The organism is Paraburkholderia sp. RAU2J (genome assembly GCF_003634845.1).
GTDB classification, from domain to species: Bacteria; Pseudomonadota; Gammaproteobacteria; order Burkholderiales; family Burkholderiaceae; genus Paraburkholderia; species Paraburkholderia fynbosensis.
This window is the reverse complement of sequence record NZ_RBXG01000001.1, coordinates 715,245-734,774: the sequence shown is the minus strand read 5'-3', so window position 1 is coordinate 734,774 and position 19,530 is coordinate 715,245. Positions and strand designations below refer to the sequence as shown.

The window sequence follows — 19,530 nt, the reverse complement described above, 5'->3', positions numbered from 1 at the left end:
GCGCCCTACCCGAACGGCCAAGGGTGTGGCGCAACGGGCGGCCACGGACGATACTCTCGGCAGTAGCCACTTCGAGGTGAATGAATGCGTGGACTTTTGATGATCGGCGCCGCCGCGCTTCTCACGGGGTGCGTCAGCTCGCCCAGCCTGACGGGGACGATGGGTGCGCCGTCGTTCGAAGCGTTGCAGCGGATGTGCACGGCGCAACCTGTCGACTACGGCAAGGATGCGCAAGGCGTCTACGCGGCGCTATTCGACGCCTATGTGGCGAACCGGCGCGGCGCGTTGTCGAAGGACGATTTCTGCGCGTTCCAGGCCGACATCGCCCAGCGTCATGCGAGCGAAGGCATGAGCGCCGATCCGCACGCGCGCAATCAGTGGGTCGAGTTTTTCACCGCCCAACGGGCCAAGGCGCTGAGCTGGCGCGCGGCGGTCGATCCGACCTTGCGCAGTGGTTGAGCGGGGTCGTTGCTGCGTTTTCCTTTCCGCGCAGGCGGGCCGCGTGGGCCGCTATCTCTAACCGGGTGGGGTAAGGGGGGCGGCGGCGGTTCGCGCATCGTCACAAGGCTCGCGCGCCGGGTGTGGCGAGCGCATTTCCCCGCCAAGCGTTGAGTCGAGTCGCTGGGAGGAATTGCCGAATGCCGCTCGGGGCAAAGCGATGTTGACAGGCGCGAGGGCCGAAGGCTCGTCGCGTCAATTCATTGTGTCAACGAGTCGGGCACGACGACGCGGCAAAGCGGCCTCTTGACCGGCTGCCCGCTCCGGCTTCGTTGAGGCATAGAAAAAACGAGGCAATCGACAGGGAGCGGGGGCGTACGAACCGTGTACGACGCACCCTGCCGTCATTGCAAGACCGCGCGTCGACTGCAAAAAACAGCGACAAGCTTTCGCGACATCAGGAAAAACGCTTGATAGCCCGCAGCGCCTCGTCGCCGGTTTCCGTCACACGCCATTGTTCGTTGCCCGACGCGAGTCGTTCGAGTTGTACCAGCTGGCGTTCCAGCAGCGCGTCGAGTTCTTCTCGCCCCATGTCGACCTGATTGGGGGCGTCCTTCACGAGCAACAACGTGGCGAATTCATGCGGACTCAGCATCGTTCTCTCCATGTCAAGCAAACGCGGACGGCCTTGCCGGCGACTGGCGAGATGCCAGTGAAGTCCGCTAGAGGATCAGGCGGGAAGTACGGCTCGCACAACACAATCACGCAACCGGCGCTACGCAGAATGCGGAACGCACAGCGGGAACTGGAGTGTAGTCAACCGCACGTTAAACGCCAAATGCGCCCCCGCAAATATTCCCTTTGACAATTGAGGGGCCCGACGGCGGTTGGGAATAGCGGCCTGATCCTTGATTTCACTCGAAGTTTTGTATGCGCTGCAGCATGACAGAACGCTGGTTAACCCGCGACGTACACCTGACAGTTGGCCGCGGTGAGGGCTTCGAGCATCGGGGCGGCGGGCGCGGCATCGGTGAAGAGCGCATCGATCTGGTCGAGATGGCCTTGGCGGACCAGCGCCGGGCGGCCGAATTTCGAGCTGTCGGCGGCGAGGAATACGGTGCGCGCGTGCTGGATGATGGCCTCGGCCACGCGCACTTCGCGGGTGTCGAAATCGCGCAGTGTGCCGTCCGTTTCGATACTCGACGTGCCGATGATCGCGAAATCCACCTTGAACTGACGGATGAAATCGATCGCGAGTTCGCCGACGATGCCCTTGTCCCAAGGCCGCACGATGCCGCCCGTCACCAGCACCTCGCAATCCGGATAGCCGCTCATCATGCTCGCGACATTCAGATTGTTGGTGATCACCCGCAACCCGCGATGCCGGTTGAGTGCGCGAGCGACTTCCTCGGTCGTGGTGCCGAGGTTGATGAAGAGTGACGCCTGATCGGGAATGTGAGTGGCCACCAGCGCTGCGATGCGCCTCTTCTCGTCATGGAACATCCGCTGGCGTGCGGTGTACGAGACGTTCTCGGAACTGGTCGGCAGACTGGCGCCGCCGTGATAGCGGCGCAGCAGGTTCATGTCGGCAAGCCAGTTGACGTCGCGGCGGATCGTTTGCGGCGTCACGTCGAAGTGCGCCGCGAGGTCGTCCACGGTCACGAAGCCGTCGCGTTGCACCCACTCCAGCAATTCCTGTTGCCGGGCATTGAGAGTGAGGCGGGGGTCTCGGGTCATGTGTCTCGGGTCGTGGGATTTTATCGGGCGCTGCCCGCCGCCGGCGCGATGTGCCAAGCCGGAAACCGGGTCACGCGTGAACGGGATATGAGTATTGTAAGACCATCAGTCCCCTTGTCCGCCAACTCGTGCCCCATGCATAAGCTGCGCGACGGCAATCGTCTGATCCATTCAGGCGCCAGGTGCATTTATTCATTTGATAAATGAATTTGTTTTTTGGGCCGGTTCGCGCTGCAATCCACGGTTTCGCGTTCTACCCCTGTTTTCATGATTTCCCGCGTACCCGGCGGTTTTCCTCGCGCCGGATCGCGCTTTCGAGAGTGTTCGACATGACTGGCTTCAACTGGCAAAACCCCTATCCGACGCCCCGGTTGCCCGTATTCGCGCGCAACATCGTTTCGACTTCGCATCCGCTCGCCGCACAAGCCGGGCTGCGCATGCTGTGGAAAGGCGGCAATGCCGTCGATGCGGCGATCGCGGCGGCCGCCGCCATCACGGTGGTCGAGCCGGTGTCGTGCGGCCTTGGCGGCGACGCGTTCGCTCTGGTGTGGGACGGCAAGAAGCTGCATGGCCTGAACGCGTCGGGCGTCTCGCCGGCGGCGTGGAACGTCGATTACTTCAAGCGCAAATACGGCGTGGAAAACGGGCTCGCGAAGCAGCCCACGCGCGGCTGGGATGCGGTGACGGTGCCCGGTGTGATCGCGGGCTGGGAAGCGCTGCATCAGAAGTTCGGCACGCTGCCGTTCGCCGACCTGATGGAGCCGGCCATCGAAATCGCCGAGCGCGGGCATGCGGTGGCGAGCATCGTTGCGTACAAGTGGGCGGCGGCCGTGCCGGAACTGAAGGACCTGCCGGGCTTCGCGCAAACCTTCATGCCGCGCGGCCGCGCGCCTGAAGTGAGCGAGCTGGTGCGCTTCCCCGGCCACGCGAAGACGCTGCGCAAGCTCGCCGAGCTAGGCCCGCGCGCGTACTACGAAGGCGAGATCGCCGAGCGGATCGCGGCGTTCGCGCGCGAAGGCGGCGCGGCGCTCACGCTCGACGACCTGCGCAACTACCGCGCGGACTGGGTCGAGCCGATCGGCAAGGACTATCGCGGCTACACCGTGCATGAGATTCCGCCGAACGGCCAGGGCATCGCGGCGCTGATCGCGTTGGGCATTCTTGAACAGTTCGACGTGGGCTCGCTGCCGATTGACGGCGTCGAATCGCAGCATCTGCAGATCGAAGCCATGAAGCTCGCGTTCGCCGACGTGTACCAGTACGTCGCCGATCCGCGTTCGATGGAGGTCACGCCCGAACAGATGCTCGACGACGCGTACCTGAAGTCGCGCGCGAAGCTGATCGACCCGAAGCGCGCCACGCAGTTCGACTTCGGCATGCCGAAGGCGGGCGGCACGATCTACATGTCGGTGGCCGACGAGCGCGGCATGATGGTCAGCTTCATCCAGTCGAACTACATGGGTTTCGGCTCGGGCATCGTGGTGCCGGACAGCGGCATCGCGATGCAGAACCGCGGCTGCGGCTTCTCGATGGACCCGAAGTCGCCGAACGTCGTGGAAGGCGGCAAGCGCCCGTTCCACACGATCATCCCGTCGTTCCTCACGCGGCAGGTGAACGGCCAGCAGGAAGCGGTGATGAGCTTCGGCGTGATGGGCGGCGACATGCAGCCGCAAGGCCATCTGCAATCCATCGTGCGCATGCTCGATTACGGTCAGCAACCGCAGGCCGCGTGCGACGCGCCGCGCTGGAAGGTCAACCGCGACTTCACGATCGACATCGAATCCACGCTCGATCCGAAGACCGCCGAGGCGTTGCAGAAGCTGGGCCACACGATCAAGTCGGTCGACGATCCGTACATGGACTTCGGTTCGGGCCAGTACATCTGGAAGCTCGACCGCAACGATCCGGAGCGCGGCTACGTGGCGGCAAGCGACAGCCGCCGCGACGGGTTGGCCGCCGGGTTCTGATCCATTCACGCGTGATGGGCGGCGCAGCCGGGGAGGCTGCTTCTGGGAGTGCCCCGGCGGCGCCTCGCTGAACTTGGCGAGGCCGCGGGCGGGGCATATTGCATATCGCCGAATGGCTCCCATCGCATTCGCGGTGGTCGGCATGCGAGCCACCCGCCGCGCTGCTACGCGGGAGCGCCGTCATCGAGCGACATCGGCGCGCCTCGCGCGTCACGCCCATCAGTCACGTTTCAGATACACCCCGCACGCCAGGCATACGGCGTCAAAGCAGGCATTGAACAAGGCAGGAGACATCATGCACACCCACGCGTCGCCATCCACGACAGCTTCCCCTCACGCGTCGTCCGCACCGCTCTCCAAAGCGATGGTGCGGCGGATCGTGTTTTCGTCATCGGTCGGCAATGCGCTCGAATGGTTCGACTTTCTGGTCTACGGCTATTTCGCGACCATCATTGCCAAACAGTTTTTCCCGATGCAGGACGAGTGGCTCTCGACGCTGCTCGCCATCGCCACGTTCGGCATCTCGTTCCTGATGCGTCCGCTGGGCGCGGTCGTGCTGGGCATCTACGGCGACCGCAAGGGTCGCAAGGCGGCGCTCACGCTCGCCATCGCATTGATGATGGTCGGCACCTTCACGATGGCCGTGATGCCGCCGTATGCGTCGATCGGCATCGCGGCGCCGTTGCTGATCCTGCTCGCGCGGCTCGTGCAAGGCTTCGCGGTAGGCGGCGAGTTCGGCAGCGCGACGGCCTTCATGGTCGAGCACAGTGCGTCGCGCCGAGGTTATTACGCGAGTTGGCAGTTCGCGAGCCAGGGCCTCGCGGCGATCACCGCCGCCACCTTCGGCTCGCTGCTGACCGCATGGATGTCGCCCGAGCATCTCAGTAGCTGGGGCTGGCGCCTGCCGTTCGTGTTCGGTTTGCTGGTCGGGCCTGTCGGCTTCTACATCCGTTCGCATCTCGACGAAACGCCGGAGTTTCTCGCGTTGCGCAAGGCACGTGAAGCGGCCGGCGAGCGTAAAGACGCGAGCGAAGCGAAGGGCGTATCGTTCGCCAACCAGTGGGTCAACCTGGTGCTCGCGGTCGGCATCGTGGCGCAGTCGACGGTTGGCGTTTACGTGCTGCAACTCTACATGCCGATGTACGCGGTCAAGCAGTTGCACATGTCGGCGGCCGCGTCGTTCGGTGTGGTGGTGCTCAACGGCGGACTGCAGTTCATCTTCTCGCCGGTGATGGGCGCATTGTCCGACCGCATCGGCCGGATTCGCATCATGCTGACTACGTCGATCCTGATGGGCGTGATGATCTACCCGATGTTCGCGTGGCTGCAGTCTCATCCGACGATCGGCTGGCTGATGGCGCTGCAAGCCATCGCGGGCATCTTCAAGGCCGCTTACTCCGGACCGATGCCCGCGCTGATGTCCGAGATCTTCCCGACGCACGTGCGCTCGACCGGTCTCTCGATCGGCTATAGCATCGGCGTGACGATCTTCGGCGGCTTTGCGCCGACGATCGTCGAGACCTTCATTCATTTGACCGGCGACAAGCTCGCGCCAAGTTATTACGTGCTGCTTGCGGCGGTGCTGTCGGGCGTGTCGTTGATCATCGTGGCGCAACGCATGCGCCGCGTGCGTCCGCTCCAAAGCGTGCAGCCTGCCTGAGCATCGCGCACCGCGGCGGGGCGGGCGGGGGCGCGGTCGCTCGCTGGCTCCGGCGTCTCTGCGGTGACTCACGGGGCTCACAGGCTTCATGCCCTGCCTCAAAGCCAGCTCTTTCGAGCTGGCTTTTTTCGTCTGACGCCCGATGTTTTCTCGACCGAGCGTTTCGACTATCTCCGAATTGGAACTGAGCCCGTCCGGCATGGTCTGTGCTGGGTTGTCTGCAGAGTTGGTTAACACCGGCTAAGATGCAGACACAAGGGGTTAACTCTAATTCAAGCGCTGTGTCCGACATAGCGAACCGTCACGGCGAATGCTGGGCGGTTTCGCGCAGGCAGCACGAGTCGGGACAGCATTCGGAGCAAGACACCATGCATACCGAGCCGAACCATGTCATGCCCTGGCGGATCGAGGACATCGACCTCACCCGCATTGATCGGCAGAAGGCCGTCGCTAACGAAGACCTGCTGCTGCTCCTGTGCGCGGCTTCGTTCATTGAAAGCGGCACCGATCTTTACACGAGCAATCTGAGTACCTTTTTCAACGGCGATCCCGAGGTCTCGGCCTGGCTCAACAACGAGTGGGAGCCGGAAGAGATGCAGCATGGCCGCGCGCTCAAAACGTATGTCGCCTATGTGTGGCCCGAATTCGACTGGGACACCGCCTTCCGCAATTTCATGGACGAGTATTCGCTGACCTGTTCGGTCGAAGATTTCGAGAAGACCCGCGCGCTCGAAATGGTCGCGCGCTGCGTGGTGGAGACCGGCACGGCGACGCTGTACCGCGCGATCGGCGAATGTTCGGATGAACCAGTGCTCAAGCAGATCACCGACAACATCCGCACCGACGAAGTCCGTCACTACAAGCACTTTTTCAAGTTCTTCAAGAAGTACAACCGGATCGAAGGCAACGGACGGCTCGCGGTACTCGGCGCGTTGATGCGGCGCGTGATGGAGATCAAGAACGAAGACTCGGAGATCGCGCTGCGTCATGTGTTCGCGATTCGCTATCCGGAGCGCGTGCATGATTCGGCGTATAACCGCGAGCGGGCGGCGCGTATCAATGCGCTGGTGCGGCGCAACCTGTCCGCCGACATGTGCGTGAAGATGCTGCTCAAGCCGCTCAATCTGCCGGCGAAGATTCAGCCGGGCGTGCACTATCCGCTCGCGAAGATCACGCAGCATGTGTTCTTCCGCTGAGTCGCTGGCGAGCCGCGTGTCTTTGGCGTACTGAAACGCAATTACGCAACGACATGCAGAAAAATGGCCCGCTAACGCGGGCCATTGCTTTTTCGAGGCATGATTGAGCCTTCCCCACTTTCAACCGGATCGACAGCATGAGCGATTCCTCCGCACCTGCTCGTCCTCTCGAACAGAACGTGTTCGACGAATGGCCCGATGCCGTGCGCGCGTTGTTCGACGGTTCGTCGCTGGCGAGCAAGACAGGATTCACCGCGTCGCTGCTAAGTGTCGATACGAACGGCCACGTGCGCACGTCGTTGCTCGGTGTCGGCGAGTTGTACGCGCCCGATTCGCGCACGCTGTGCGTCGCGTTGTGGCCGCAAGCGAGGGCGGCGCGCGCGATCGCGCAAAGCGGACGCGCTGCGCTGAGCTTCGTCTGCGACGCAGCTTTCTATCAGGTGCAGTTGCTTTTCACGCCGCTGGCGGGTGTCGCTGGAGACGACAGCGGGTTGGTCTATCTGATCGGTTCGATCGATACGGCCGAGGCGCAGAGCGTGCGTTATGCGCGCCTGACGAGCGGCATCACGTTCGAACTGCAAGGGCAGGGAGGTGCGGTGCTCGACCGTTGGGAACGGCAGGTCGAGCACCTGAAGCAGGCGGCCGCCGCGGCCGGCCGTTAGTCCTCGACTAGCGAGGACCAAGCGGCAAGACGGGAGTCTTGCAGCTTAACGGCCGCGCTGGCCGCTGCGTGACGGCTGGCCGCCACGCGGTGCGTCGTTGCGCGGCTTCGCGCCGCCCAGCAACGCACCCGGATTGCTGCCTTGCGGCTTGTTGGCGTGCGGCTTGCGCGGCGCATGTTGCGCAGCGCTGCCTTCATGCGCGACCGCGCGCGGACGGTCGTCATGACGCTGACCGTCGCGACGCGGCTGGCCGCCGTTGCCCGCCGGCTTCGCGCCCTGCGGCTTCGGCTGTTGCTGACCGTTCGCCGGACGCTGGCCCGAACGCTGAGCAGGCTTCGCCGCAGCGGCGCCATCACGCTTCGGCGCGCCTTGACCTTGACGCGGCGAACGACCACCGCCGCCGCCGCCACCCTGGCCGCGGCGCAGGATCGGTTCCGGCTTCGCGGTCGGGTCCGGTTCGAAACCGGCGATCACTTCCTGCGGCACCGGACGCTTGATCAGCTTCTCGATGTCCTTCAGCAGTTGCAATTCATCGACGCACACCAGCGACACCGCTTCGCCCGTCGCGCCCGCGCGACCCGTGCGGCCGATACGGTGCACGTAATCTTCCGGCACGTTCGGGAGATCGAAGTTGACCACGTGGGGCAACTGGTCGATATCGATGCCGCGCGCGGCGATGTCGGTCGCGACCAGCACCTGCAGCGTGCCGTCCTTGAACTCGGCGAGCGCGCGCGTACGGGCCGACTGGCTCTTGTTGCCGTGAATCGCGAGCGCGCTGATGCCGTCCTTGGTCAGTTGTTCGGCGAGGCGGTTCGCGCCGTGCTTCGTGCGCGTGAACACCAGCACCTGAAACCAGTTGTGCTGCTTGATCAGATGCGTGAGCAACTCGCGCTTCTTGTCGCGGTCCACCGGGTGAATCTTTTGTGCGACCGTTTCCGCCGTCGTATTGCGGCGAGCCACTTCGATCAGCGCCGGCGAGTCGAGCAGGTTGTCGGCGAGGGTCTTGATCTCGTCGGAGAACGTGGCCGAGAACAGCAGGTTCTGACGCTTTGGCGGCAACTTGGCGAGCACGCGCTTGATGTCATGGATGAAGCCCATGTCGAGCATGCGGTCGGCTTCGTCGAGCACGAGAATCTCGAGATGCGACAGATCGATGGTCTTCTGCTGCATGTGATCGAGCAGACGGCCCGGCGTCGCGACGACGATGTCCACGCCGCTACGCAACGCGCCGATCTGCGGATTGATGCCGACGCCGCCGAACATCACGGTCGACTTCAGCTTCAGATACTTGCCGTAAGCACGCACGCTTTCTTCGACCTGCGCGGCCAGCTCACGCGTCGGCGTGAGGATCAGGGCGCGCACCGCGCGCTTGCCCGAGGCGGTGGCGACGGCCGGCATCGAATTCAGACGCTGCAGGATGGGTAGCGTGAAACCGGCGGTCTTGCCGGTGCCGGTCTGCGCGCCGGCCAGCAGGTCGCCGCCGTTGAGCACGGCGGGGATCGCTTGCGTCTGGATGGGAGTCGGCGTGGTATAGCCGAGTTCGTGTACAGCGCGGACCAACGGTTCGGACAAGCCGAGGGAATCAAAAGACATAAATACTCTTTGCAATGCAGTTTCGCGAACGGCACAAATGGGCTCAAGCAGGCATGAATGCAGCATGAACGCGCCAGCATGGCGCGTTCGATGCCCAAGCCCAGTTCCGGTCGCAGAGAAATCGGCGGCACGCTCAAACACGTGCCGAATGCTTCAACGCGCTATGCAGACACGTTGACTGGCCTTAAGTTGCATTTCGTCGCCGTGGGGTGTCACGCGACATAGCGCGCAACACTGACGAATTGACACAGACTGCCCGCCAGTACGAACAGGTGCCAGATACCATGTCCATGCCGGATGCGCTCGTCGTTGATGAAGAAGTAGATGCCGGCGCTGTAGATGACCCCGCCGGCCACGAGCCAGGCGGTACCCGCTGCAGGTAAGGCTTGCAGCAGCGGGTGGACGGCAACGAGCGCGAGCCATCCCATCAAAACATACAGCACCATCGACACGCTGCGGGTGCGTCGCCCGAGCGTCAGTTCCTGCACGATGCCGAGGGCGGCAAGCCCCCAACTCACGCCGAATAACGACCAGCCCCACGGCCCGCGCAAGGTGACAAGCGTGAACGGAGTGTAGCTGCCGGCGATCAGCAGGTAGATCGCCGAATGGTCGCATTTTTGCAGGACCGCTTTGACGCGCGGGTTACGCGCGCTGTGGTAAAGCGTCGAGATAGCATACAGCACGAACAGCATCGCACCGTATACCGCGAAGCTGACCACCTTGTACGCGTCGCCGTCGAGCGCGCCCATCGTGACGAGCGTCACCAGCCCCACCACCGACAGCACGGCGCCGACAAGATGGGTCATGCTGTTCAAACGCTCACCGACATGCACGGCTCTTTCCTCCTGCGCGGTTTCATCAGGGTAAATACCGACATGATACCGGTCCTGCAAAAACGAAGGGCGCGGCCGCGAATTTCGCAGGCCGCGCCCGGGGTGCAACGAAGGCTGCTTAGTCGAGCGGCGCCGAACGCAGATCGGACACTTGCTGCGGCGACACCGGCGTGCCGTGGTTGCCCCACGACATACGGATGTACGTCACCACCGCGGCGACTTCCGTGTTCGACAGCGACTGTGCGAACGGCGGCATGCCATACGGATGCGGGTTGGCTTCCGTGCTCGGCGGATAACCACCGTTGAGCACCATGCGGATCGGGTTGACCGCCGACGGCATCTGGATCGACTGATTGTTCGCGAGCGGCGGGAACGACGGCGGCATGCCGAGGCCGTTTTCCGCGTGGCACTTCGCGCAGTTGTCAGCGTAGATCTTCGCGCCTTGCTTCAACAGTTCGCCGCCGAACTTTTCCGACGTTTCGAGCTGCAGCGGTTCAGGCGCCTCGCTCTTTTGCGGAATCGTCTTCAGGTACGTGGCCATCGCGTTGATGTCTTCGTCCGACATGTACTGCAGGCTGTTGTGAACCACTTCAGCCATCGGACCGAACACCGCGCCGCGATTCGACACGCCGGTCTTCAGCAGATCGGCGATGTCCTTCAGGTCCCAGTCGCCGAGGCCGGCTTCACGGTTCGACGTGAGCGACGGCGCGTACCAGTTCTGCAGCGGGATCAGGCCGCCCGCGAAGGCCGCCGAATTGACCGGGGCGCCCATCGCGTTGATCGAGGTGTGGCACATGCCGCAATGGCCGAGGCCTTCGATCAGGTACGCGCCGCGGTTCCATTCGACCGACTTGGTCGGATCCGGCTTGAACTCGCCTTCACGGAAGAACAGCGTGCGCCAGCCGATCAGCATGTTGCGCTGGTTGAACGGGAATTTCAGTTCGTGCGGACGGCTCGGCACGTTGACCGGCGGGACCGAGCGCAGGAACGCGTAGATCGCGTCCGAGTCGGCGCGCGTGACCTTCGTGTAGCTCGTGAACGGGAAGCCCGGATACAGCAGGCTGCCGTCCTTCGAGCGGCCGGTGTGCATCGCGCGATAGAAGTCGTCCTGGGTCCACTTGCCGATGCCGTACTGGTCGTCCGGCGTGATGTTCGGCGTGAACATCGTGCCGAACGGCGTGGCCATCGGCAGGCCGCCGGCGAACTGCTTGCCGCCGCGCACCGTGTGGCAGGCGATACAGTCGCCGGCGCGGGCGAGGTACTCGCCCTTCTTGATCAATTCGGCCTGATCGGCGGGCGTGGCCGCCATCGCCGAGCCGTTATGCAGGTTGTCGCCGCCCGACCACAGGACGGGAACGAGTGCGGCAGCCGCAACCACGACGACTGCCGAGAGGGCGAACAAGGACTTGCGTTTCATTTGAGTGTCTCTCCCGGTGCCTTATTGCGGTTCGCTGCCGCAGGCAAGCGGAGTCTTCAACGAGCGGGCCGGAGCCGGCACGGGGTTTTGTGGAGCCTGCTGCGTGGAAAGCCATGCCGCAACGGCGTTCACGTCTTCGTCGCTCAGGCGCGTGGCGATGGTGTGCATGCAATCAGGTGCGATGGCATGACGCGTACCCGAGCGCCATGCGCCAAGTTGCGCGCTGATGTAGTCGGCGTGCAGGCCGACTAGGCCGGGGATAGCCGGCTCCATGCCCGTCAAGGCCTTGCCGTGGCAGGCCGCGCAAGCCGGGATCTGCTTGCCCGCGTCGCCGTTCAGCACGATCTGCTGGCCGCGCGCGAGCGTGGCCGACGACACAGTCGGCTTGGCCGGCGGCGGATACGGCGGGCGCTGCTGCGAAAAGAACGTCGCGATCTTATGAAGGTAGTCGTCCGAAAGATACGTGACGAGGTAATTCATGGGCGGGTACTTGCGACGCCCTTCGCGGAAGTTCTGCAACTGGTTGAACAGATAGTCTGCCGGCTTGCCCGCGAGGCGTGGGAAGTAGTCGTTGTCGGTACCTTGCCCGTGCGAGCCATGGCACGCCGTGCAACCCTGCACGCGCGCTTCCATTGTGTCGGGGGCCTTCGGTTGAGTCTGCGCTTTCGCAGCGCTATAGACACCCGCGGAGCCGATCAGGAGAAGGGCGAGCAACGGGCGGAAAAGGCGTCTAGAAGACACGCGTAACTCCATCAAAATCGGGGACCTGACCGAACTTCGAGCGGCTCGGTGTGAAGGGCAGCCGGCGCTGCGGCGACGCAGCATTCTAGCATTGAAGGGTGATGGTGACTATTTGCCACATTAGAGAAGGTTCCTGGGTGTAACAGCAATGCGACACTTTGACGCGCAATACTGCTTCCTGTGGCGTTTTTCGTTATCTCAATTTAGCTGTTCCGTTCCACCCCGTTCCACCCCGTTCCGCCCCGTTCCGCCCCGTTGACGCGGGGCGCGCGCCATGCCATTCGACAAACCAGGTTGAACCGATGCCCGAGTGATCCATCGAAGCGTACACTTCCGGGCTCGCCGGCCGCTGTCCGAGCCAGATGCGCCCGGCTCGACACTGACCGTTTTCCTGTTCATCAGCTATCGGCCTTACATGAAGCTATTCCATTTTTCCCGTCCGACGCTGCGTGCGTTGATGGTCGGCGCCGCGGCGCTGGTTGTGACGTCTGCCGCATCCGCGCATGCGCATCTGGCGTCGAGTGAGCCGGCGGCGAACACCGACGCCGTCGCGCCCACCGCGGTGACGATCCATTTCACCGAGCCGCTCGAGCCGGCGTTCAGCAGGATCACGCTGGCCGATGCGAGCGGCAAGGCGGCCACGCAGGCCGCCTCGGAAGTCGACAAGCAGGACGCCAGGGTGATGCGCCTGCCGCTGCCGCCATTGAGGGCGGGCCGCTATGCGGTGCACTGGATCGCGGTCGCCACCGATGGCCACCGTACCCAAGGCGACTTCGCGTTCAACGTCAAATGACCGTCGACGGATTGTGGATCGGGCAGGTTGCCATGGCCGCGCTCATGAACGTCGCGTTTGCGTTTGCCGTCGGTTCGGCCTTGCTCGGCGCGTGGCTCGCGAACGACGCCCAGCAGAAAATCTCCCCTGCGCGCCCGGCTTGGATGCGCGCGCAACGATCGCTGCTGATCGCGACGGTCGTACTGGTGCTCGCGGACCTCGGCTGGTTGCTGTATCAGGCGGCGTCGATGGGCGGGGTCGCGTTGCCGGCCGCGTTCGGCGTCGTGCCGACCGTGCTGACGCAAACGCATGTCGGCTACGGCTGGAGCGTCGCATTTGCCGGCGCGCTGGTGTTGCTCGGCACGGCGATGACCAGTCACACGGGCATGCTGCGCAATGCGCTGCTGTGGCTCGCGGTGGTCGCGGTCGCGGCGGGCAAGGCGTCGCTCGGGCATGCGGCCGATGCCGGCGTGGCGTCGGCGGCGATCGGCATGCAAACGCTGCACGTGCTCGTCACGAGCGTGTGGGGCGGGCTGGCGATGGCGGCGGGGCTGGCGATTCTGCCGGCGCTCGGCACCTCGACCGCGCGCGGGATGCTGATCCGCACCGCGACGCAGGTGTCGAATGTGTCGGTGGTGGCGGTAGGGTTCGTGCTGCTGTCGGGCATCTTCAATGCCGTGCGCGGCTCCGGCGGCTCGCTCCAGGCGATTCAGTCCAGCACATGGGGTCACGTGCTGACGCTGAAACTCGTGCTCGTCGCGATGGCGCTCGTGCTCGGCGGACTCAACCGTTTCCTCGCGCTGCCGCGCCTGCGCCGCACGGCGTCGACGATGGATGCGCATACCTTCGTCAACGTGCTGTACCTCGAAGCGCTGGTGATGATCGGGGTATTCGTCGCGGCGGCGGTGCTGTCGCATAGCGTGCCGGCGTTTGAGGCATTGGGGTGAGGCCGTCGGGCGGTTGAGCAGGATTGAGTTGAATTGAGCGGGGCGGGCGAAGGGCGTGATGTGGGGTGTTGCGCCAATCTGTGCGACGCGCGCATGAAATCGCCAACGTCCGGTGCGGGACGGCCACGCCGCGCAAGGGGTTTTGCGGCAATAAGCGTGTGCGCCCCAGACTCGCAAACGGGGCGGCGTCTCAAGACTCTTGCGGTACGCGTCCGGGCGCCCGCCGCCCGCTCGTCCACCTTGCTTCATTCCTGCAACGGAACACCACAAAAAAGCGCCGCACTGCAGGAGCGTGCGGCGCAATACACACGGTCGCCTGGCGGTGGCCGGCAATCCGCTACTGCTCTTCAGGCGGCGAGCGCGTCCTGGCTCGCCCGTTCCAGCGTCTCCTCCTGAAACATCTCCTGCTGCAACTCCCCGGCGTCGCTGATCCATTGGCAGATCAACCAGTTGCCCGGTGCGAACAGCACCGGACCGCTCCCGGTGGCGGTCATCGGGTGTCCGCCAGATCCGAGCTTCAGCACTTCGCTCGCGTGATACGCAGGTTTCGCGCGTCTCTTCGCCAGTCGCAGTCGCATGGTGAGCATCCGCTTGATGAAGCCGCTTATTCGAGGCCGAGCCGATGGCCGACGATCGGCGCGCAAAAGAGCGCGATCGCGCAGCCCGCGGCCTTGCCTTCGAGTTCGGCGCCGGCGGCGCGCGCGCCGTACATATGCATCAGCAGATCGAAGAGTTGCGGCAGGCAGTAGATGACGGCGGCGGCAACGAAGCATTTCTCGACCACCGAGATGCGCCAGCCGCGTTCGAACGCCAGCATCGCGCCGAGGATGCGTAGCACGCCGAACGCGACCAGTGCGCCGACGGCCGCCTGTTCGCGGATCAGATAGTCAGGAAGGAATTCGCCCATGATGTGCCCCGATGCGTGCGTTGTTTGCAAGCATTTCAGCAATGAGCGGGCCATGCGTATGTCTGGTGCCGTACAAATGGCTTGAAAGCCTTGATGGATAAGGCTTTTCGAGAAATGAAGCCGGGCGGGTGGCGGTCTGTGAAACGCGTGTCTCAGCGTACGCGGTCCGGGATGTTACGTTGCTGCGAAGGCCCGTGCGTCACGTCGCCGTAACATGCGGGCGGGCGGTCGTAACGAGGCTTAGGCGGTCAGGTCGATGTTGCCCCGGACGAGCAAAGAGAACGATGCGCAGACCTTGCCGAGCGCATTCGCGAGCGTTGACGCAAGCCAGGCATCGCAGACCGGCCCCAGCTCGCCGATCAAAGCGAACATGCCGCCCGCAGGCGGCACGTCTTCACACTCTTACCACTCGGCGACGCTGCCGTCCTCGTGACGCCACACCGGGTTGCGCCAGCGATGTCCGACCTTGGCCATCTCGCGCACCTTCTCTTCGTTGACCTCGATACCGAGGCCCGGGCCTTGCGGAATCGACACGAAGCCATCTTCGTACTTGAAGACTTCCGGGTTCTTGATGTAGTCGAGCAGGTCGTTGCCCTGGTTGTAGTGAATCCCGAGGCTCTGTTCCTGGATGAACGCGTTATAGCTGACCGCGTCGATCTGCAGGCAGGTTGCCAGAGCGATCGGGCCGAGCGGGCAGTGCAGCGCGAGCGCGACGTCGTACGCTTCGGCCATCGACGCGATCTTGCGGCACTCGGTGATGCCGCCCGCGTGCGACGCGTCCGGCTGGATGATGTCCACGTAGCCGCCCGACAGGATGTGCTTGAAGTCCCAGCGCGAGTACAGACGCTCGCCCAGCGCGATCGGCGTATTGGTCTGGTTGACGATGTCGCGCAGCGCTTCGGCGTTCTCCGACAGCACCGGCTCCTCGATGAAGAGCAGCTTGTACGGGTCGAGTTCTTTCGCCAGCACCTTCGCCATCGGCTTGTGCACGCGGCCGTGGAAGTCCACGCCGATACCGATGTTCGGCCCGACCGCCTCGCGCACCGCCGCGACGTTGTTGATCACGCCTTGCACCTTGTCGAACGTGTCGATGATCTGCAACTCTTCCGAGCCGTTCATCTTCACGGCCTTGAAGCCGCGCTCGACCACCGCGCGGGCGTTGTTCGCGACGTCGCTCGGACGGTCGCCGCCGATCCACGAGTACACCTTGATCTTGTCGCGCACCTGGCCGCCGAGCAGCGCATGCACCGGCACGCCGTGATGCTTGCCCTTGATGTCCCACAACGCCTGGTCGACGCCGGCAATCGCGCTCATCGTGATCGGGCCGCCGCGGTAGAAGCCCGCGCGGTACATCACCTGCCAGTGGTCTTCGATCAGCAGCGGGTCTTTGCCGATCAGATAGTCGGACAGCTCTTCCACCGCGGCCGCGACCGTGTGCGCGCGGCCTTCGACCACCGGCTCGCCCCAACCGACGATGCCTTCGTCGGTCTCGATCTTCAGGAAGCACCAGCGCGGCGGAACGATGAAGGTTTCGAGCTTGGTGATTTTCATGGTGTGCGTCTCCTTGCGGCCTGGGTGCCACGCGAAATATTTCGAGGATTCACATGCTACAACAAAAGCGCGTTTAAGTACTATTAATAGTATTATTCGCCAGATAGTGGCCACGAGTGGCCACAGATGGCCGCACCGGAAGGAGTCGAGTCAAGGCGGCAGGACGCCGACAGGCGGGATGATGGCCGGACGCTCCCGTCGGACGCTGGATTCCATGATCAATAAACGGCGCCGCAAGGCCGCTGGGAGAAATTTATTCAGCACGATCTGCATGGGCGCGTCGCCCATCTGCTGGCGACCGCGATTCTGCGCGGCGACTACGCGCCCGATTCGATCCTGCCGCGCGAGGCGGAGTTGATGGAAACGTTCGGCGTGAGCCGCACGGTGCTGCGCGAAGCGCTGCGCACGCTGACTTCGAAAGGGCTGATCGAATCGCGGCCGCGCGTGGGCACACGCGTGCGGCCGAAGCCAGCGTGGAATCTGCTCGATGCCGATCTGCTCGACTGGTATTCGCGCGTCGCCGAGCCGATGGCGTTCGCGCTCAAGCTGCAGGAAATGCGCGAAATGATCGAGCCGTATGCCGCGGCTCTGGCAGCCGCCTCGCACACGGACGATACATTCCGCGCGCTCGCGGCCGCACATGCGGCGATGGTGGCGGCGCGCAACGTCGACGAGTGGGTGCGCGCCGATCTGGAATTTCATTTGAGCGTGCTGACCGCGTGCAGCAACGAATTGCTGATCCCGCTCGGCACGCTGATCGAGCGTACGTTGGAGGCGCAATTGCGCCTGAATGCGAAACGCGCGGACGTGTTCAACGCGTCGCTGGCCGAGCATACGGCGGTGTTCGACGCGATTCGCGAGCGCAACGCCGCTGCCGCGCGTGCGGCGATGGCGTCGTTGCTCGGGGTGACGCGAGGGCGGATCGAGGGGTGATCGAAGGCGCGTGGCCGCGTTCAATCCATCGCGGCATGCGCGACCGACGCATCCGGCGCCTTGTGCGAAGGGCGGATCAACAGCAGTAGCGGGATCACCAGCAACGTCGCCACGAACATCAGCTTGAAGTCGTTCAAATAGGCGATCATCGACGCCTGCTGTGTGATCGAAGCGTTCAGCGCCGCGATATCGTAGGCCGAGCCACTGCTGAGCATCGGCTGCATCGCGGGATTGAACGGCGTGACGTTCGCCGCGAGGTCCGCGTGCGAGATCTGCGTGTTGCGCGTCATCAGCGTCTGCACGATCGAAATGCCGATGCTGCTGCCGATATTGCGCATCAGGCTGTAGGTCGCGGTGCCGTCCGCGCGCAGTTCGGGCGCGAGCGTCGAAAAGGTCAGCGCGCTCAGCGGCACGAACACGAGACCGAGCCCGACACCCTGAATCACGCCCGGCCACACGATGTCCGACGCCGACAGCACGATCGTGTAATGCATCATCTGCCACAACGCGAACGCCGAAATCAGAAACCCGGCGAGCAGCAACAGCCGCGCGTCGATCCGCTTCAGCAGGCGTCCGGCGATCAGCATCGCGACCATCGTGCCCGCGCCGCTAGGCGCGGTGACGAGGCCGGTGGTCGCGACCGGATAGTTCATCAGGTTTTGCAGCATCGGCGGCAGGAGCGCGCGCGTCGCGTACATCACCGCACCGATCACGAAGATGAAGAAGGTGCCGGTCGCGAAGTTCGGGTCCTTCAGCAACTTGTATTTGAAGAACGAGCGCTCGCCGACTGTCGCCGTGTGCACGAGGAAAAACGCAAAGCTGATCGCCGCGACGAGCGCCTCGATGACGATCTCGGTCGACGCGAACCAGTCGAGCTGCTCGCCGCGATCGAGCATCGCCTGCAATGCGCCGATCGCGAGACCAAGCGTGATGAAGCCGAACGCGTCGAACTTGACGTCGTGTTTCGGCTCGCGCGAGGGCAGGAAGGTCGCCACGCCGAACAGGGCGAACGCACCGATCGGCACGTTGATGAAGAACACCCAGCGCCAGTTATAGCTGTCGGTGAGCCAGCCGCCGAGCGTCGGCCCGAGAATCGGCCCGACCATCACGCCCATGCCCCACACCGCCATCGCCTGGCCCTGCTTTTCGCGCGGATTGATGTCGAGCAGGATGGACTGCGACAGCGGCACCAGCGACGCGCCGAAAATCCCTTGCAGCAAACGCGACGCGACGATCTGCGTCAGCGTTTCCGACAGCCCGCACAGCGCCGACGACACCGTGAAGCCGCCGATCGCAACGATCAGCAGGCGCTTCACGCTCAGCCGGTCGGACAGCCAGCCGGTGAGCGGCGTCGCGATCGCGGCAGCGACGATGTACGAAGTCAGCACCCACGTGATCTCGTCCTGCGACGCGGACAGCGTGCCCTGCATATGCGGCAGCGCCACGTTCGCGATTGTGCTGTCGAGCGTCTGGATCAGTGTCGCGAGCATGATCGAGAGCGTGATCATCGGCCGGTTGAGCGGCGCGGTCGCGCTCGTCGGCGAGGAGGCGGAGGACATGAGTGAGCGGGGTCGGCGATATAGTAAGCATGCTTAGTATATCGGTTGCACGCGCGAGCGCCATCAGGAGTGATGCGGAGGCTGAATTACGCTCGCAGCCGCGCTCGAAGGCGAAAGGTTTTCGTATAATCCGCGCATGAAAACCCAACTCGAAGAGCGCTTCGGCTTCCTGGTCTCCGACGTCGGCCGGCTGGCAGGCAAGCGTTTCGACGACCTCGCGAAATCCTCGGTCGATCTGACGCGCGCGCAGTGTCGCGTGCTTGCTTATCTCGCCCATTACGGCGACATCAATCAGGCCCGGCTCGCGGATCTGCTCGAAGTCGCGCCGATTTCGGCGGGCCGGTTGCTGGACCGGATGGCGGAGGGCGGCTGGATCGAGCGCATCGCCAATCCGCAGGATCGCCGTGAGTATCTGGTGCGCATGACGCCCAAAGCCGGACGTACGCTCGGCAAGGCGCGCAAGGTGGGCGATGAGGTGGCGCTCGAAGCGCTTAACGGTTTCAGCGATGAAGAGGCGCAGCAACTGATCGCGCTATTGCAGCGGGTGCGCGGCAATCTGAGTCGCCTGGTGGATCGTTGAGGTGCGCATACGATGGCGTGGTGGCCCGCGCTTGACG

20 protein-coding genes are annotated in these 19,530 nt (G+C 64.0%); 9 read left to right on the top strand and 11 right to left on the bottom strand.

The window, feature by feature from the left end:
* The first annotated feature begins 84 nt into the window (after window positions 1–84).
* Window positions 85–459, top strand: coding sequence for a hypothetical protein (locus B0G69_RS03365; RefSeq protein ID WP_199731136.1), 375 nt, complete (start codon window positions 85–87; stop codon window positions 457–459).
* A 436-nt stretch (window positions 460–895) separates the two neighbouring features.
* Here B0G69_RS03365 and B0G69_RS03360 read toward each other — a convergent pair whose 3' ends face one another.
* Both B0G69_RS03360 and B0G69_RS03355 read right to left on the bottom strand, forming a co-directional pair.
* Window positions 896–1,093: a hypothetical protein gene (locus tag B0G69_RS03360; RefSeq protein WP_175158158.1), complete on the bottom strand. Its 198-nt coding sequence runs from the start codon at window positions 1,091–1,093 to the stop codon at window positions 896–898.
* A 302-nt stretch (window positions 1,094–1,395) separates the two neighbouring features.
* Window positions 1,396–2,175, bottom strand: a complete 780-nt coding sequence (locus B0G69_RS03355; protein WP_121315649.1) for a DeoR/GlpR family DNA-binding transcription regulator — start codon at window positions 2,173–2,175, stop codon at window positions 1,396–1,398.
* 329 nt (window positions 2,176–2,504) lie between these two features.
* Between B0G69_RS03355 and B0G69_RS03350 the strand changes: the two genes are divergently transcribed.
* From B0G69_RS03350 to B0G69_RS03335, 4 genes are all read left to right on the top strand, one after another.
* Window positions 2,505–4,142, top strand: coding sequence for a gamma-glutamyltransferase family protein (locus B0G69_RS03350; RefSeq protein WP_121319066.1), 1,638 nt, complete (start codon window positions 2,505–2,507; stop codon window positions 4,140–4,142).
* A gap of 295 nt (window positions 4,143–4,437) precedes the next feature.
* A complete protein-coding gene (locus tag B0G69_RS03345) occupies window positions 4,438–5,802 on the top strand; it encodes an MFS transporter (RefSeq protein ID WP_121315648.1) in 1,365 nt (454 codons plus the stop codon).
* Window positions 5,803–6,170: 368 nt separating this feature from the next.
* Complete coding sequence (locus tag B0G69_RS03340; RefSeq protein ID WP_121315647.1) at window positions 6,171–6,998, top strand: ferritin-like domain-containing protein; 828 nt, start codon at window positions 6,171–6,173, stop codon at window positions 6,996–6,998.
* A gap of 137 nt (window positions 6,999–7,135) precedes the next feature.
* Window positions 7,136–7,660, top strand: coding sequence for a hypothetical protein (locus tag B0G69_RS03335; protein ID WP_121315646.1), 525 nt, complete (start codon window positions 7,136–7,138; stop codon window positions 7,658–7,660).
* A 45-nt stretch (window positions 7,661–7,705) separates the two neighbouring features.
* Here the strand turns inward: B0G69_RS03335 and B0G69_RS03330 are convergent, their stop codons facing one another.
* The 4 genes from B0G69_RS03330 to B0G69_RS03315 form a co-directional block, all read right to left on the bottom strand.
* Complete coding sequence (locus B0G69_RS03330) at window positions 7,706–9,253, bottom strand: DEAD/DEAH box helicase (protein WP_121315645.1); 1,548 nt, start codon at window positions 9,251–9,253, stop codon at window positions 7,706–7,708.
* A 212-nt stretch (window positions 9,254–9,465) separates the two neighbouring features.
* Window positions 9,466–10,086, bottom strand: a complete 621-nt coding sequence (locus B0G69_RS03325) for a hemolysin III family protein (protein ID WP_121315644.1) — start codon at window positions 10,084–10,086, stop codon at window positions 9,466–9,468.
* Between the two features lie 118 nt (window positions 10,087–10,204).
* Window positions 10,205–11,503: a cytochrome c gene (locus B0G69_RS03320; protein ID WP_121315643.1), complete on the bottom strand. Its 1,299-nt coding sequence runs from the start codon at window positions 11,501–11,503 to the stop codon at window positions 10,205–10,207.
* Between the two features lie 21 nt (window positions 11,504–11,524).
* Entirely contained in the window at window positions 11,525–12,256 is a 732-nt protein-coding gene (locus B0G69_RS03315) for a c-type cytochrome (RefSeq protein WP_121315642.1), read from the bottom strand.
* Window positions 12,257–12,659: 403 nt separating this feature from the next.
* Here B0G69_RS03315 and copC point away from each other — a divergent pair, with 403 nt between their 5' ends.
* Window positions 12,660–13,037 carry a copper homeostasis periplasmic binding protein CopC gene (gene copC / locus B0G69_RS03310; RefSeq protein ID WP_121315641.1) on the top strand — a complete coding sequence of 126 codons (378 nt, stop codon included), beginning with the start codon at window positions 12,660–12,662 and terminating at the stop codon, window positions 13,035–13,037.
* Window positions 13,034–13,963 carry a CopD family protein gene (locus B0G69_RS03305; protein WP_121315640.1) on the top strand — a complete coding sequence of 310 codons (930 nt, stop codon included), beginning with the start codon at window positions 13,034–13,036 and terminating at the stop codon, window positions 13,961–13,963. Before copC ends, B0G69_RS03305 begins: the two co-directional genes overlap by 4 nt.
* A gap of 347 nt (window positions 13,964–14,310) precedes the next feature.
* Here the strand turns inward: B0G69_RS03305 and B0G69_RS03300 are convergent, their stop codons facing one another.
* From B0G69_RS03300 to dgoD, 4 genes are all read right to left on the bottom strand, one after another.
* Window positions 14,311–14,541 carry a YodC family protein gene (locus tag B0G69_RS03300; RefSeq protein WP_121319064.1) on the bottom strand — a complete coding sequence of 77 codons (231 nt, stop codon included), beginning with the start codon at window positions 14,539–14,541 and terminating at the stop codon, window positions 14,311–14,313.
* A 26-nt stretch (window positions 14,542–14,567) separates the two neighbouring features.
* Window positions 14,568–14,870: a hypothetical protein gene (locus tag B0G69_RS03295; protein WP_121319062.1), complete on the bottom strand. Its 303-nt coding sequence runs from the start codon at window positions 14,868–14,870 to the stop codon at window positions 14,568–14,570.
* Window positions 14,871–15,110: 240 nt separating this feature from the next.
* Window positions 15,111–15,242 (bottom strand): hypothetical protein, encoded by a 132-nt coding sequence (locus B0G69_RS42650; RefSeq protein ID WP_277873504.1) that lies wholly within the window; start codon window positions 15,240–15,242, stop codon window positions 15,111–15,113.
* Between the two features lie 30 nt (window positions 15,243–15,272).
* Window positions 15,273–16,421 (bottom strand): galactonate dehydratase, encoded by a 1,149-nt coding sequence (gene dgoD, locus B0G69_RS03290; protein WP_064268791.1) that lies wholly within the window; start codon window positions 16,419–16,421, stop codon window positions 15,273–15,275.
* Between the two features lie 255 nt (window positions 16,422–16,676).
* Here dgoD and B0G69_RS03285 point away from each other — a divergent pair, with 255 nt between their 5' ends.
* Complete coding sequence (locus B0G69_RS03285; protein WP_121315639.1) at window positions 16,677–17,354, top strand: FCD domain-containing protein; 678 nt, start codon at window positions 16,677–16,679, stop codon at window positions 17,352–17,354.
* Between the two features lie 20 nt (window positions 17,355–17,374).
* On the opposite strand, the gene B0G69_RS03280 is transcribed toward B0G69_RS03285, so the two are convergent.
* Entirely contained in the window at window positions 17,375–18,913 is a 1,539-nt protein-coding gene (locus tag B0G69_RS03280; RefSeq protein ID WP_121315638.1) for a DHA2 family efflux MFS transporter permease subunit, read from the bottom strand.
* A gap of 136 nt (window positions 18,914–19,049) precedes the next feature.
* Between B0G69_RS03280 and B0G69_RS03275 the strand changes: the two genes are divergently transcribed.
* Complete coding sequence (locus tag B0G69_RS03275) at window positions 19,050–19,493, top strand: MarR family transcriptional regulator (RefSeq protein ID WP_121315637.1); 444 nt, start codon at window positions 19,050–19,052, stop codon at window positions 19,491–19,493.
* Window positions 19,494–19,530: the final 37 nt, after the last annotated feature.

Coding starts and splice junctions, on each gene's coding strand:
- B0G69_RS03365 (WP_199731136.1), top strand. CDS start 85: ATGCGTGGACTTTTGATGATCGGCGCCGCCGCGCTTCTCACGGGGTGC.
- B0G69_RS03360 (WP_175158158.1), bottom strand. CDS start 1,093: ATGCTGAGTCCGCATGAATTCGCCACGTTGTTGCTCGTGAAGGACGCC.
- B0G69_RS03355 (WP_121315649.1), bottom strand. CDS start 2,175: ATGACCCGAGACCCCCGCCTCACTCTCAATGCCCGGCAACAGGAATTG.
- B0G69_RS03350 (WP_121319066.1), top strand. CDS start 2,505: ATGACTGGCTTCAACTGGCAAAACCCCTATCCGACGCCCCGGTTGCCC.
- B0G69_RS03345 (WP_121315648.1), top strand. CDS start 4,438: ATGCACACCCACGCGTCGCCATCCACGACAGCTTCCCCTCACGCGTCG.
- B0G69_RS03340 (WP_121315647.1), top strand. CDS start 6,171: ATGCATACCGAGCCGAACCATGTCATGCCCTGGCGGATCGAGGACATC.
- B0G69_RS03335 (WP_121315646.1), top strand. CDS start 7,136: ATGAGCGATTCCTCCGCACCTGCTCGTCCTCTCGAACAGAACGTGTTC.
- B0G69_RS03330 (WP_121315645.1), bottom strand. CDS start 9,253: ATGTCTTTTGATTCCCTCGGCTTGTCCGAACCGTTGGTCCGCGCTGTA.
- B0G69_RS03320 (WP_121315643.1), bottom strand. CDS start 11,503: ATGAAACGCAAGTCCTTGTTCGCCCTCTCGGCAGTCGTCGTGGTTGCG.
- B0G69_RS03315 (WP_121315642.1), bottom strand. CDS start 12,256: ATGGAGTTACGCGTGTCTTCTAGACGCCTTTTCCGCCCGTTGCTCGCC.
- copC (WP_121315641.1), top strand. CDS start 12,660: ATGAAGCTATTCCATTTTTCCCGTCCGACGCTGCGTGCGTTGATGGTC.
- B0G69_RS03305 (WP_121315640.1), top strand. CDS start 13,034: ATGACCGTCGACGGATTGTGGATCGGGCAGGTTGCCATGGCCGCGCTC.
- B0G69_RS03300 (WP_121319064.1), bottom strand. CDS start 14,541: ATGCGACTGCGACTGGCGAAGAGACGCGCGAAACCTGCGTATCACGCG.
- B0G69_RS03295 (WP_121319062.1), bottom strand. CDS start 14,870: ATGGGCGAATTCCTTCCTGACTATCTGATCCGCGAACAGGCGGCCGTC.
- B0G69_RS42650 (WP_277873504.1), bottom strand. CDS start 15,242: ATGTTCGCTTTGATCGGCGAGCTGGGGCCGGTCTGCGATGCCTGGCTT.
- dgoD (WP_064268791.1), bottom strand. CDS start 16,421: ATGAAAATCACCAAGCTCGAAACCTTCATCGTTCCGCCGCGCTGGTGC.
- B0G69_RS03280 (WP_121315638.1), bottom strand. CDS start 18,913: ATGTCCTCCGCCTCCTCGCCGACGAGCGCGACCGCGCCGCTCAACCGG.
- B0G69_RS03275 (WP_121315637.1), top strand. CDS start 19,050: ATGAAAACCCAACTCGAAGAGCGCTTCGGCTTCCTGGTCTCCGACGTC.